The 13044-nt window shown below is 34.6% G+C and carries 15 protein-coding genes; 11 read left to right on the forward strand and 4 right to left on the reverse strand.

From position 1 onward, the window contains the following. Positions 1–120: 120 nt before the first annotated feature. The 3 genes from MHI47_RS05060 to MHI47_RS05070 all read right to left on the reverse strand — a co-directional run bounded on the left by MHI47_RS05060 (position 121) and on the right by MHI47_RS05070 (position 1752). Positions 121–744: a hypothetical protein gene (locus tag MHI47_RS05060; protein WP_340829902.1), complete on the reverse strand. Its 624-nt coding sequence runs from the start codon at positions 742–744 to the stop codon at positions 121–123. A 147-nt stretch (positions 745–891) separates the two neighbouring features. Continuing rightward, the gene (locus tag MHI47_RS05065; RefSeq protein ID WP_340829904.1) at positions 892–1503 is read right to left on the reverse strand and encodes a CPBP family intramembrane glutamic endopeptidase; all 612 of its coding nucleotides are present in this window, start codon (positions 1501–1503) and stop codon (positions 892–894) included. Between the two features lie 60 nt (positions 1504–1563). Next, positions 1564–1752, reverse strand: coding sequence for a YkvS family protein (locus MHI47_RS05070; protein ID WP_093535505.1), 189 nt, complete (start codon positions 1750–1752; stop codon positions 1564–1566). Positions 1753–1864: 112 nt separating this feature from the next. Between MHI47_RS05070 and MHI47_RS05075 the strand changes: the two genes are divergently transcribed. The 7 genes from MHI47_RS05075 to MHI47_RS05105 all read left to right on the forward strand — a co-directional run bounded on the left by MHI47_RS05075 (position 1865) and on the right by MHI47_RS05105 (position 7660). Beyond that, positions 1865–2056 (forward strand): hypothetical protein, encoded by a 192-nt coding sequence (locus MHI47_RS05075; RefSeq protein ID WP_340829905.1) that lies wholly within the window; start codon positions 1865–1867, stop codon positions 2054–2056. 94 nt (positions 2057–2150) lie between these two features. Beyond that, entirely contained in the window at positions 2151–2327 is a 177-nt protein-coding gene (locus MHI47_RS05080; protein WP_340761813.1) for an aspartyl-phosphate phosphatase Spo0E family protein, read from the forward strand. A 17-nt stretch (positions 2328–2344) separates the two neighbouring features. Further along, on the forward strand, positions 2345–3283 hold the full coding sequence (locus tag MHI47_RS05085; protein ID WP_093535499.1) for an AAA family ATPase: 939 nt from the start codon (positions 2345–2347) through the stop codon (positions 3281–3283). Further along, entirely contained in the window at positions 3280–4440 is a 1161-nt protein-coding gene (locus MHI47_RS05090; RefSeq protein WP_340829907.1) for a DUF58 domain-containing protein, read from the forward strand. Before MHI47_RS05085 ends, MHI47_RS05090 begins: the two co-directional genes overlap by 4 nt. Next, positions 4433–5677, forward strand: coding sequence for a hypothetical protein (locus MHI47_RS05095; RefSeq protein ID WP_340829909.1), 1245 nt, complete (start codon positions 4433–4435; stop codon positions 5675–5677). The genes MHI47_RS05090 and MHI47_RS05095 overlap by 8 nt, the downstream gene beginning before the upstream one ends. Before the next feature lie 142 nt (positions 5678–5819). Then, positions 5820–6689, forward strand: a complete 870-nt coding sequence (locus tag MHI47_RS05100; protein ID WP_340829911.1) for an NAD(P)-dependent oxidoreductase — start codon at positions 5820–5822, stop codon at positions 6687–6689. 65 nt (positions 6690–6754) lie between these two features. Beyond that, complete coding sequence (locus MHI47_RS05105) at positions 6755–7660, forward strand: chemotaxis protein (protein WP_340761818.1); 906 nt, start codon at positions 6755–6757, stop codon at positions 7658–7660. An 84-nt stretch (positions 7661–7744) separates the two neighbouring features. Here MHI47_RS05105 and MHI47_RS05110 read toward each other — a convergent pair whose 3' ends face one another. Beyond that, positions 7745–8206, reverse strand: a complete 462-nt coding sequence (locus MHI47_RS05110; protein ID WP_093535488.1) for a YkyB family protein — start codon at positions 8204–8206, stop codon at positions 7745–7747. Between the two features lie 192 nt (positions 8207–8398). Between MHI47_RS05110 and MHI47_RS05115 the strand changes: the two genes are divergently transcribed. The 4 genes from MHI47_RS05115 (at position 8399) to MHI47_RS05130 (ending at position 12995) form a co-directional block, all read left to right on the forward strand. After that, positions 8399–10438 carry a sensor domain-containing protein gene (locus tag MHI47_RS05115; protein ID WP_340829914.1) on the forward strand — a complete coding sequence of 680 codons (2040 nt, stop codon included), beginning with the start codon at positions 8399–8401 and terminating at the stop codon, positions 10436–10438. Positions 10439–10525: 87 nt separating this feature from the next. Then, positions 10526–11293: a 2,4-dienoyl-CoA reductase gene (fadH, locus tag MHI47_RS05120; protein ID WP_093535484.1), complete on the forward strand. Its 768-nt coding sequence runs from the start codon at positions 10526–10528 to the stop codon at positions 11291–11293. A 103-nt stretch (positions 11294–11396) separates the two neighbouring features. Next, positions 11397–11837, forward strand: a complete 441-nt coding sequence (gene cbpB, locus MHI47_RS05125) for a cyclic-di-AMP-binding protein CbpB (RefSeq protein WP_093535482.1) — start codon at positions 11397–11399, stop codon at positions 11835–11837. Between the two features lie 282 nt (positions 11838–12119). Continuing rightward, on the forward strand, positions 12120–12995 hold the full coding sequence (locus MHI47_RS05130; protein ID WP_093535480.1) for a LysR family transcriptional regulator: 876 nt from the start codon (positions 12120–12122) through the stop codon (positions 12993–12995). Positions 12996–13044 lie beyond the last annotated feature (49 nt).

Here is a 13044-nt window from a genome sequence, read left to right on the forward strand (position 1 = left end):
TTTTCAAGAAAAATACTAGCCTGTTTTAAAAAGATATTAAAAAAAGAAGGAGTGGTCATGACGTTAGTCATGACCACTCCTTCAATAATTAGTCGGTTAATAATATAGCGAGTACTGTAATTATTTAGATTTAATTGTTTCAGCCATTTGTACAAATTTCTCAAGTGCAGGTGTAGCAGCTGTGTCAAAAACAGTTAACTTAACGAGCAATCCATCACGTTCAAATACATATCCAGAAACTTTGCCATCAGTTGTATCGATCTGATGAGCGGAAACATTTTTGATAGAATCATGTGTAGGAATCATATTGTCGTCCGTAATTTCTGTAACAGTAGAAGATTCATTGGATGCTTGCAATGAAGCCATTATATTCTCTTGAATTTCTTCAAGAGTAATTTCCTCTGCCGAGAAAGTTTCAATACGCATAGATTGTAAATCGTTTTCTTGGTTAAATAATAGGTCTTTATTTGGTTCTTCAGCAGTTAACTCATAGCCCTCCAACACAGTGATGGAATAGTTATTACTATCACTTTCCGTTGAGGTCCCTTCTAATTCTTTCTCAGGTGAAGCAGCTTGTGTTGTATCAACCTCACTATTTTCCGTTACTTCTGGGGAAGTTGTTACTTCCGTATTTTCAGTTTCTTGTGTATTACTATCCTGTTTCTCGGTTGATGTACTTGTCCCACAAGCTGTGAGAATTACTGTTAGTAATAGCATAGAAAGTAGCGTATAAATTTTTTTCATCCTTATTCAGCTCCCTTTTATAAAATAAAGTCTTTGCTTTTCATTCAATACTTGTCCAAATTCAGCATCTCAAGTTGCTACAGAATCTCAGCGATTGTTGGCTAACAAAGTACTCGCACATATTGACGAAAAGGTTTTTCATATGTTTCAAGTGATGGGTAATATTAAAAACAATAGAACAAGCAATGTGATATGGGCGAGAACAATTGCAGTAATACTACGTTTCCACTCATATAGTATACCAAAGATGATCCCTACGAAAAATCCTCCTAATATACCTATCCAAAAACCAGTGAAAATGAACGACAATCCAAATAGTAACGAACTTAACGCAACAGCATATTTAGGCTTCATAAATTTTTTTAATTTTTGTTGGATTAGTCCTCTCCAAAATACCTCTTCCCCAGGAGCGATGATGAATACTAACAGGAGATAATGCCAGATAGCGGATGGTCCAAAATGATTTAGAAATTTATCTATACTATTTGTCCAACTAGCTGGTCCCATGTCGATTAATAAGTATGATACTAGAATGCCTGCATAAGCAAATATCCCGAACATAACTCCAAGAAAAATTAAGCGAACTGAATTGTTGTCTTCTTCCATTTTGGAGAAGTAGAAAAAAGCTGCCATTAGGAAAAACACAGAAAACGTATAAAAGTACCAAAAAACTTCTTCGTTCGAAAAAGTAATCCAGGACAAAAAGTAAGCAAGAAATAGTGAAAATACTAACTGATAAATGGATAATTGACGAAACATAATACACATCCTTCTTATATTTAAAAAACCGTTCATCTTTTGAGAGGAACGGCATGACGTTTAATCTTCATTACTATATAATATTTTATAACGCTTATGATTTATTACTGTCTTTTCTTCTGCCTCAAGCTCGTTAAAGTTCTCCATATAAGTTAAGTTAACGATTACAGAATTTTCATTGACTTTTTCTACAATGCCTTGAAGACCATCTTTGAATTCAATAATATTCCCAACTTCAGCTATTTTCATAGAGTGCCCCATCCCCTTAAGAACGTAATATAATACAGTTTGCCTTAAAATAAGGAGTACGTAAAGTATTTTCACTGAAAATCTTAAAATATTTGTGAAAGGAATGAGATATATGCATGAATCATATGAAGAAAAACTTAATATGCTTAAAAATAGAGATCTTAAAGAAATAATCATCGAAAAAAATGAATTTCTAGCTTTTAGAAAAGAATTAGTTTTGCGCGAGGATTTTAAACACTTTTCTGGTAATGCAAAACAAGGTGGGCAGGTAGTATACACTTATTTAGATGTAGCTAGAAGTTAAGGATGTCATTAATTGTCGTCCGTTTGTTGGTTTAGCGCTTTTCAAAAATAGGTATACTTTAAAGAATATACATTTTTAAAAGGGGCGATTCAGTATGTCAGAAACAAGGTCAAATCAATTAGAAGTTACAAGAGAAAAAATGATAAAGTGCGCGATAGAAAAAGGAATCTTAAACAATGAAACGATTAAGTTAAGTGAAGAATTAGATCAATTATTAAATGATTTCCAATATACTGATATGAGTGATATAGAAACAAAAATAGAAGGATAATAGGGGGAGAGAGTAGATTGAGTAATATATCATTATTACAACAAGAACTGAACAAAGCTATCATTGGGAGAGAAACAGAAATTAAATTTATGTTAATGGGGTTGTTAGTGCAGGGTCATGTACTATTGGAAAGTGTTCCTGGCTCCGGTAAAACAATGATGGCTAAAGCTTTTGCAGAAGCTATTCATGGTGAATTTAAGCGTCTACAGTTTACTCCAGATGTATTACCTTCAGATGTTACAGGTATTAGTTATTTTCATCCTCAAAAACAAGAATTTGTTCTTCGGGTAGGACCAATAATGAGTAATATATTACTAGCTGATGAGATTAATCGTGCTACTCCTCGAACCCAGTCTAGTTTGTTAGAAGCAATGGAAGAAAAGCAGGTCTCAATAGATGGGGAAACAATTCCTCTGTTAAAACCATTTATGGTAATTGCCACACAAAATCCTGTCGAATCACAACAAGGAACTTTTCCATTGCCAGCAGCGCAGTTAGATCGTTTTTTGTTTAAATTGGCGATAGATTATCCTTCAAAGGATGAAGAAAAAACTATTCTAAAACAATTTGGTCGCACTCCAGGAAAAGTAAATATAGAGAAAATCGTATCTTTGGATCAGATCGAGATGTGGTCTGAACAAGTGAAAGAAATAACCGTGCATGAGGATATCATGACCTATATTATTCAAATTGTGCATAGTACAAGGAATCATCCGTACATAGAACTTGGACTTAGTAGCCGTGCTTCTCTGGCTATTCTTCAAGCAGCGAAGGCATATGCATTTGTGAACAACAGAACATTTGTAACACCGGATGATGTGAAGAGTGTTATCGAACCAGTATGTCTTCACCGCATGAAGTTATCACCTCAAGGAATGCTAATTCATAATTTAGCAGAGATTTTAACAACAATAGTTGAAGAGGTGGAAGCACCAGTGGAGGCTAATGTGCGATGAATTGGAATCGTCATGGTGCAGGTATGAAGAATACTAGAATGTATATAGATGTTCTAGTATTTTCTCTTATTCTCTGCTTTCTATTTAAGCAGTATATTTTAGTAACAATTATTTCATTTTTACTGATAGTAGCGCTGTTACAAATAATTTATTATCACCGAGTTGGAAAAAGGTTCGAATTTGTAAATGAAATAAAAAGAATACGCTTAATGAAAAACACTTCCTCTGATTTTACATTGACTTTTCACAACAAAGGACTCCCAATTTGGAATGCAGTTCTAAAAATTAGTTTTCAAACGAATATAGCTCCAGATGGTATAGCCAATACAACTATAGGAGAGTTTCACGAGGTTAGAATTCCTTTTTCAATAGGATATAAAAAAACCGTTTCCTTAAAGGTACCTATTAAAGGGATATCCAGAGGCCTTGCTAGAATTAGACAGCTCGAAGTACTGATACCTCATCCATTAACAGAAGGATCTATATTACTAGAGTACAAGCCGTTTATATTAATAGATGCTATTGTTTTTCCTACTATAAATGAAGTGAACACTAATTTTCCACCATCTAAATTGAAGCAAGGTGACTTACCTTTGAATGCTTCTTTGTTTGATGATCCTTTCTTCCCTGTAGGTACACGGGAATACGAGCCTGGCGATCAATTTCATCATATTCATTGGAAGGCTAGTGCAAAGACGGGACAATTACAAACAAAAGTTTTTACACGTGTGGCCAATGTGTCTGCTCTATTTGTTGTTAATGTTGGAGAAAGATACAGCGTTCTTTCTGATTTTGAAGAAAAAATAGAATGGCTAGCTTCCTACATAGATGCTTGCTACAGAGAAGATATCCCTTTCTCATTTGCTATAAATATCCGAGCAACAGGAAAAGTTCCTTTTGTACATCTACCACTTGGTAGTGGGGATTCGCATCGTATCCAAGCAATGGAATTGCTTTCCATCCTATCGATAGCTAATAGTATTATTCCTTTTGATAGATTACTAGCATACATAGATATACATGAGGAGTTACCAGTGGTGACGTATGTAATGACGCCTCATGTAGATAATTTTACATTGTGGCTCCATCGATGGGAGCAGAGCACGAATGTAATATTAATGGCGTCTACAAAGGTAGGGGGCATATCTAATGAATGAAGTGCTTAGTTCGAAAATGGTTCAAGCGGAGTCCCTGGGCAAATACATACAAGATATATGGATAATTGCCTTAGTGTCCGTTATTTTTCATCAGGAAACGAATATTGTGTTACCTTTTTTATGGATCATACTTCAGGTTTTCATTGTTAGCTGCGTGCAAATAATTATGAGTAAAACTGGTCCAAGGCCAATAATTCCGTATATAGTTCCTATGGGTGTTTTACTAATACTATTTCTATTTAATAGCCCACTCTGGTTATACATAATTGGGACGGGAATATCTATATGGCGCCTACAAATACGATTTAATAAAATTCAAGACGAACAGTCAGTAGAAAGTAATTATCATTTGAGTTTCTTCCTAGTATTTTTAGTAGTTCATTTTATTTGCTTAATCATTGGGATTGAGGACTATATTTTTCCTTTATATAGCATCGTCATTTTAGGTATTGTGATCCAAGGTGCAACGAGACTATATGCTGTGTGGATAAGCACAAATAAACAAAATTCAGCTTCCTTGTCTCACGTAGCAGGTGGATTTTCTATCGGATTAGTATTTGTAGTTGGTTTATCAATGTTGGTTTATTTTACAATACCATTGATAAGAACTGGGTTCGGTTTTCTGCTAGGTAAGGTGATGACTATAGCTATCATTCCATTTGTCCCTCTATTGGAATATCTAGACAAGTTATTAAATAAGTTAGAAATAAAAATTCCGGAAGAAATGGAACGCATCCCATCAGAAGAGCAAACGGAACTTGAACCACAAGAAGTTGTATCCGAAACTTTGGGAGGAGCTTTTCCATTTGAATTAATCTTCATTGTTTTAGCTATTCTGGCGATTATACTTTTTCTTCGATTTTTAATGAAAAACAAACCAGATGAGCTAATTGCAGAGCCTAGTGTAATTCATTATTTGAATAAAGAATTAGAAGATCAAAAAGAAGAACATGAACACATTGGTCAGCAATCCCTGTATAAAGTGGATACGTCTCTATTAAGAGAGAAGTATCAACAATTTGAAGTAGAGGCTTCGTTCTATACTTATAACCGGGCTAAAAGTGAGACAGTTCGTGATTGGTTCCGACGAATGGAATGGGTCGTGCAGGACGAGTTCTTTCAAGTATACGAAGAAGTAAGATACGGGGGCCAAACGATTTCTTCAGAGAAGGCCCAACTTTTTCAAACAAACCTGAAAACAATAAAAAATGAATTTTTTTTAGAAAAAGATGTTTAAAAAATATGGAGCGGGGCATAATAATAAAGAACACAGCAACATTCTCATTTCCCCCTTTTTAAGGATCATCCAAAAGTTATATGGATGGTCCTCTTTTTTTGGTACACTTAATGTATTAAAAAATATAAATGGGGGATTAACTATGTCAAAAAAATTTAATGTTGGTTTTATTGGTACAGGCGTAATGGGGAAAAGTTTAGTAAAGCATCTATTGAATGCTCATCATGAAGTAACGATTTATACAAGAACAAAAGAGAAGGCAGCTGACTTAGTCAAAGAAGGAGCAGTATTGGTTTCTTCCCCTAGCGAGGTTGCAAAGAAAGTAGAGATATTATTCACTATGGTTGGCTATCCACACGATGTGGAGGAAGTGTATTTTGGCGATAATGGTATTTTTCAAATAGACAATGTCAATCTAATTGTGATAGATATGACAACTTCGACACCAACTTTAGCTAAGAAAATTGAAGAAAAAGCAAAAGAGAAAGGGATGCTATCGTTAGATGCCCCTGTTTCTGGAGGAGATATTGGTGCACAGCTTGGAAAGCTTTCTATTATGTGTGGTGGGGAAAAATCGACATTTGAACAAGCACTTCCTTTTCTAAGTCTATTTGGAGAAACGATTTTATACCAAGGGGCAGCTGGTGCTGGTCAGCATACTAAAATGTGTAACCAAATAACTATCGCTACAGGTATGATTGGTGTTTGTGAGGCATTAGCTTATGGAAGAAAGGCTGGCTTAGACTTAGACCAAGTTTTACGTTCCATTTCAACAGGAGCAGCAGGATCATGGTCACTTAGTAATTTGGCCCCAAGAATGATAGCAGGAAATAATGAGCCTGGCTTTTATATTAAGCACTTTGTGAAAGACATGAAGATTGCTTTAGAAGAGGCGGATAAAATGGGTCTTCAATTACCAGGTATAGCACTTGCCAAATCCTTATATGAGGAACTAATGGAAGACGGGTATTCCGAAAATGGTACACAAGCCCTAATAAATATGTACAAATAATATAGTAATTATTTACTACTACATGTTATAATAACTGTACATATTATGAAGGTAGGCGAATTATCGTGAGCGACCAAAAAGGAATATTACTTGAAAGTGGCACAAATGAATTAGAAATCGTGGAATTTCAGGTTGGACAAAATAAATTTGGTATAAATGTGATTAAAGTTAAAGAAATAATTCAGCCTATTGGCATTACATTTATTCCACACGCGCACCCCCATGTGGAAGGGATTGTTCAACTTCGCGGAGAGGTATTGCCTGTAGTAAGCATGAACCGAGTCTTAGGAATTCCTGTTCAAAACAAGAGTGATCAAGAAAAATTTATAGTAGCAGAGTTCAATAAACAACGTGTCGTTTTCCATGTAGATAATGTCACGCAAATTCATCGTATCTCTTGGGATCAAATTGAAAAACCATCAGATATTTATCAAGGTAGCTCTTCCCATGTTATTGGAGTTATTAAAAGACAAGAAGAAATGATTCTATTAATAGATTTCGAGAAAATTATTGTCGATATTAATCCAGAATCAGGTATTAGTGTGGAGTCTGTGAAAAAACTTGGTAAACGTGAGCGATCAGATAAAAAAATTGTAATAGCAGAGGACTCCCCCTTACTTCGTAAACTATTACATGACACTTTGACGGAAGCAGGTTACGCAAACCTAGAATTTTTTGAGAACGGATTAGATGCTATTAACTATTTAGACCAAATAACTAAAGTGACGAATGATATTGCTGAGCATGTACAAATCGTTGTAACAGATATCGAAATGCCTCAGATGGATGGTCATACATTGACTAAAAAGATAAAAGAGCATACTATTTTATCCAAGTTGCCTGTACTTATTTTCTCCAGTTTGATTACGGATGATCTTCGTCATAAAGGAGACCAAGTCGGAGCAGAGGACCAAATTAGTAAACCAGAAATAGCTGAGTTGGTCTTGAAAATCGACAAATTTATTTTGTAGGTTCGTCTAGGTTTATATTGAATAACTCAAAAAAACTAGCAAGGGGATTAGTTTCTTCCTGCTAGTTTTTTTGTATATAATTTCTTACCTGTCTAAATAGGATTTCATGGTACGTTTATAGTTTTCTTTCATGTAAGACTTAGTACAAACAACAGGTTGCTTTGAAGGCTTTTTTACAATAAGTTGAGGACCAATATAATCGGTAAGTAACTGTTTAGCCATTTTTAAATTCATCTTTCTAATTGGGTTTCGATATGAGTCGTCTAAATGCCCAAGGTGGGGGAGGTTCTTAAAATCTTCTTTTACCGGAATCATATGAAAATAGTAGTCGGCATACTGGATTAAGACAGAGGATTGTTGTTGACTATTTTTAGGGTTTCGTACGAAATGAAGACCAACTTTTTTTGCTTTATTTTCAGCTATTAACTTTTCAATCGTTAACTTTTTTAATTCGTATAGCGGTTTATTGTCTATTGCTGTTTTCGCATGACGATTAACAGTATAAATTGCTGTTGCTATGTTTTTTTCATCAAATATAACGGACATATAATCCTCCTCGAAAGTTGCTCCATAATTATATCATACCAATTTTGTAGTTAATTGTGTACACAAACCAAAAGAATAGTGAAAAATAAATATATTTGAATAATTATCCTAAAGAAAGTAGTGAACAAACCGATAAAATGAAGTAAAGTTATTTATATATCAAGTACTTTTATGTAATCATTGGAGGACTATATGCATAATTCATCAAATAAAAATTTAGCTATCAGTGATTATTTAATAAAGATTATCGACGAAAATCCTTTGATTCCAACATTTTTGTTGAAAAAAGAGGAACAAAATAAATTTTCATTAATTTATGTAAATGATGCTGCTACTTCAATTTTAAATCCGTTAGATCAAAGCACATTAGAAGTAGTGTTAAACCAATTACAACCTATGCTTGTCAATAATAGTAAGCATAAGCTTTATCCAAATATACCTTTTACTATACATAAAAATTTATTTACATATGATATAACCATTGTCCTACTAGAAGATGGAATAGAACCGATCTATAGTGTGACAATGTATGATATGACGAACGAGGAGAAAGAAATAAGTATTTTAAAAGAGTTTAAAGATAAATATCTGTCTCTTTTTAATAATAATTTGGACCCCGTCATATCCGTTTTTGAGAATGGAGAGATCCTCGATCTAAACGGTACTACTTCAAAAATTTTAGGGTATAATCCAAAAGACTTAGTAGGACAATCTATTGAAATGTTAATAGACGAAAATTCGAGGAGAAATTTCCAGTTAATGATGAAACAAACATTAACAGGCTATCCTACAGAAATGCAAAGTTGCTTAATACAGCATGTTAAAGGGCATTATATACCGATGTATATAAAGGCTATCCCACTGGAAAAAAATAATATTGTGACTACTTTTCACTTAGTTCTGCGCGATACAACCGCAGAATCTGATGAACAAGAACAGCTATATTATCTTGCATATCATGATCACCTTACTGGCTTGTGGAATAGACGTGCATTGAAGGAACATTTACAAGATAATGTGGTGAATGCAATGTCAGGAACTGAAATTTCAGTAGTTAGGATAGATTTAGATCGTTTTAAAATGATAAATGAATCACTTGGCTACAATTACGGTGATGAATTGCTCAAGAAAATTGCAGATCGACTTGGATTATATATTGATAAATCCAGTAATTTATATAGACAAAGTGGCGACGAATTTGTTTTTATAGCGGTTGGTAAATCTAGAGACGAAACTAGTGACTTTGCAGAGAATATATTATTAGAACTTTCTAAACCTTTATACTTAGACCATCAAGAATATTTCGTCACGGCTTCAATTGGGATTTCGATGTTCCCCTATGATGGGAAAAAAATGGATGAGTTACTTATCAAAGCAGATCAAGCATTATATATTGCTAAAGATAGAGGAAGGGCACATTACCGTTTCTATCAAGAACAAATGAACTTAGCTTTTCCTAATGATGCATTAATGGAATCACATTTAAGAAGAGCAATTGAGAAGGAAGAATTCTCTATCCATTACCAGCCGCAAGTTAATCTAGTAACTGGTGAGATAAATTCGTTTGAAGCATTACTTCGTTGGAATAATAGGAAGTTTGGATATGTATCCCCTATGAATTTTATACCACTTGCAGAAGAATCAGGAATGATTATGCAAATAGGAGAATGGGTGCTAGAAGAAGTTTGTAAGCAGCTAAAGTATTGGCAAGAAAAAGGCTATCGCCCAGTTAGAATCGCAGTAAATATATCGCCAAAACAGTTTATCCAAGATAACTTCGCTAGAAAGATTAACGAAAAAATACAAAAGTATGGTATCAGTCCGAGTTCGTTAGAAGTGGAGATTACCGAGAGTGCTATGACCGATATGCAAGATACTTTTTCTACTTTAAAAGAACTGAAGAATATAGGAGTTGTTATTTCAATTGATGACTTCGGAACTGGTTATTCTTCACTAAGTTATTTAAAGAAATATCCTATTGATATTATTAAAATAGATCAATCTTTTATCAAAGATATGGAATTAGACGATAAAAATGCAGCTATTGCTAGAACTATTATCCAACTTGCGCACAACTTAGGGATGGAAGTAATTGCTGAGGGAGTGGAAAAGGATCGACAAGTAGAAATTCTCAAAGCGGCAAATTGCCAAAAAGCTCAGGGCTATTTGTTCAGTAAACCTGTCTCAATTGAACATATCAATGAATCTTATATGCAACGCACAAAGCCGTAAATTCGTTTAGAGAATTTACGGCTTTTTTTTATTATCTATGATAATATAATGAGTGAATGTTCATTCAATTTAAAAGGGGTGTTTATATTGTTAAAAGAGAAGACGATAATAGTTACTGGTGGTTCAAACGGGATGGGAAAATACATGGCGATGAAATTTGTTTCAGAAGGAGCAAATGTAGTCATAACTGGCCGAGATTTAGAAAAGTTGAAGAGCGCTAAAAAGGAAATAGAAGCATATGGTAGTAATATAGCGTACTTCCAAATGGATGTTCGTGAGCCTGAGCATGTAGAAGCAATGATTCAATTTGCAGATCAAACATTTGGCCATATTGATGGTTTAGTTAATAATGCAGCGGGTAATTTTATAGTAGAAGCTGAAAAACTTTCCCCTAATGGTTGGAAAGCAGTAATCGATATCGTACTTAATGGTTCTTTCTATTGTTCAAGTGCTATTGGAAACTATTGGATTAGCAAGGGGAGTAAAGGTTCTATTTTAAATATGCTTGCTACATATGCATGGGGGGCAGGAGCAGGAGTTGTCCATTCAGCTGCTGCAAAAGCTGGGGTAATGTCGTTAACAAGAACTTTAGCGGTTGAATGGGGAAGTAAATATGGTATCCGTGTAAATGGTATAGCCCCAGGACCTATCGAACGTACTGGTGGAGCAGGAAAACTATGGGAATCTGAAGAAGCTGCGAAACGAACACTTCAATCAGTACCACTGGGCCGACTTGGAAAACCAGAGGAGATTGCAGAACTCGCAACATTTATATTATCCGACAAGGCTTCATATATGAATGGAGAGATTGTTACGTTAGATGGCGGGCAATGGTTGAATCCTAATCCTTTCTAACATAAAAGTAAGCGATTACATGGTTTTTTTATTCCTTTAATATGCTATGATAGTTACATAGGGTGTTTTCTTATGATGAAAGCAAACAAAGGAGTAGGATGCAATGATAACTGTGAGCAGCAAAGACTTTTTACAAATTCCTATTTTGGAATTCATTATTTCTGCAGAGAAGGTTGCACATGTACAATTAGGAAATAACGCAGAACATGCTTTACTTGTACTTACTAAAACTGGATATTCTTCGATTCCAGTATTAGATGTAAAATATAGACTTCAGGGGTTAATAAGCTCTCAACAAATTACGGATGAAATTTTAGGATTAGAACATATTGAATATGAACGTTTACCAGATTTAAAAGTTGACGATATTATGAAAAAAGACATCGCGGTTATTCATGTAGATGAAAAATTTCAAAAAGGGTTGGATTTATTAGTAGATAACCCGTATATATGTGTCGTAGATGATGAGAAGACCTTTTTGGGGATTTTAACAAGAAGAGTTATTTTAAAGCAAATGAAAAAGTATCTTTATCAAGCACAATAAAATTTTAAACAGTTAGAAGGGAAGGCCAATCCTAGTTGGCCTTCTTTTTTTAGGAAAGTATACATTTGAACATAGAGTTTATGACCATATGAGAATAAATACTAAGGATTTTTGTTCAGGTGGAGCGATGATCAATAACCGTCGCTACAATATCTCATTTGTCTCACTCATCCCGCCGAAGTGGTGCCCTTGGATTTATAGTACTGTACCGGGAGCTTCTATCCGTTTTTTCTTATAAGCGTATAAAGCTTAAAATAATCCTATCCGAAAAGAGGTAAGCAAATGGTAACAGATTTTTTAATAATTCGTACATTAGCTGAGGAACAAAATATGAGAAAAGCAGCGGAAAGACTGTTTTTGTCTCAACCGGCATTGTCTCTTAGGCTGCAAACAATTGAAAAAGAGTGGAATACTAAGCTTTTTTTGAGATCACAAAAAGGTCTAACGGTTACGCCAGAGGGGGAACTTGTCATTGAGTTTGCTAACCAGATGCTTCAACAAAGAGAAGAAGTATTTGAAGCAATTCAATCCTTATCATCGAAAGTACATGGGACATTGAAAATTGCATGTGCTTCGATCGTTGGACAAAATTGGCTGCCAAAAGTATTAAAAGACTTTGTACAAACTTATCCAGAAGCGAAAATCTCATTATTGACCGGATGGAGCTCAGAAATTGTGAAATCTATTTATGATGGCGAGGCGCAGATTGGCATAGTGCGTGGCCAATCTGACTGGAAGGGAAATAAGATTCATTTGTTTAGAGATACTTTATATTTGGTGGACAAGGAGATGACGTCGATAGAGGAAGTGTTGACGACGGATAAGCCCTTTATTCAATTTAAAAGTGATTCTAACTACTACCAGGAAATTCAACAATGGTGGCAAAAACATTTTACGGTTAATCCGAAAAGGCAAATTATTGTCGATCAAATTGAAACTTGTAAGCAAATGGCGCTAAATGGAATAGGTTATGCAATTCTACCGTCGATCACTTTAACGGGTCATGAAGATGTCAACAAAATACCATTAACGAATAATGAAGAGCAATTTGAATTGACAAGAGATACATGGTTAATCGGCTATGATGCGGCTTTCAATTTACCCCAGGTTAATGCTTTTGTCGAAATTGTAAAAAAACATGCAAATAACTTTCAATAATGGAACCTAACGATACCATTAACGTACTAATACATATATAGACAAGGGG

It is taken from the genome of Psychrobacillus sp. FSL H8-0487 (assembly GCF_038008385.1).
In the GTDB taxonomy this organism is placed as follows: Bacteria; Bacillota; Bacilli; order Bacillales_A; family Planococcaceae; genus Psychrobacillus; species Psychrobacillus psychrotolerans.

What these genes read in the sequence shown, in the direction of transcription:
- MHI47_RS05060 (WP_340829902.1), bottom strand. Translation starts at nt 744, where the DNA reads ATGAAAAAAATTTATACGCTACTTTCTATGCTATTACTAACAGTAATT.
- MHI47_RS05065 (WP_340829904.1), bottom strand. Translation starts at nt 1,503, where the DNA reads ATGTTTCGTCAATTATCCATTTATCAGTTAGTATTTTCACTATTTCTT.
- MHI47_RS05070 (WP_093535505.1), bottom strand. Translation starts at nt 1,752, where the DNA reads ATGAAAATAGCTGAAGTTGGGAATATTATTGAATTCAAAGATGGTCTT.
- MHI47_RS05075 (WP_340829905.1), top strand. Translation starts at nt 1,865, where the DNA reads ATGCATGAATCATATGAAGAAAAACTTAATATGCTTAAAAATAGAGAT.
- MHI47_RS05080 (WP_340761813.1), top strand. Translation starts at nt 2,151, where the DNA reads ATGTCAGAAACAAGGTCAAATCAATTAGAAGTTACAAGAGAAAAAATG.
- MHI47_RS05090 (WP_340829907.1), top strand. Translation starts at nt 3,280, where the DNA reads ATGAATTGGAATCGTCATGGTGCAGGTATGAAGAATACTAGAATGTAT.
- MHI47_RS05095 (WP_340829909.1), top strand. Translation starts at nt 4,433, where the DNA reads ATGAATGAAGTGCTTAGTTCGAAAATGGTTCAAGCGGAGTCCCTGGGC.
- MHI47_RS05100 (WP_340829911.1), top strand. Translation starts at nt 5,820, where the DNA reads ATGTCAAAAAAATTTAATGTTGGTTTTATTGGTACAGGCGTAATGGGG.
- MHI47_RS05110 (WP_093535488.1), bottom strand. Translation starts at nt 8,206, where the DNA reads ATGTCCGTTATATTTGATGAAAAAAACATAGCAACAGCAATTTATACT.
- MHI47_RS05115 (WP_340829914.1), top strand. Translation starts at nt 8,399, where the DNA reads ATGCATAATTCATCAAATAAAAATTTAGCTATCAGTGATTATTTAATA.
- cbpB (WP_093535482.1), top strand. Translation starts at nt 11,397, where the DNA reads ATGATAACTGTGAGCAGCAAAGACTTTTTACAAATTCCTATTTTGGAA.
- MHI47_RS05130 (WP_093535480.1), top strand. Translation starts at nt 12,120, where the DNA reads ATGGTAACAGATTTTTTAATAATTCGTACATTAGCTGAGGAACAAAAT.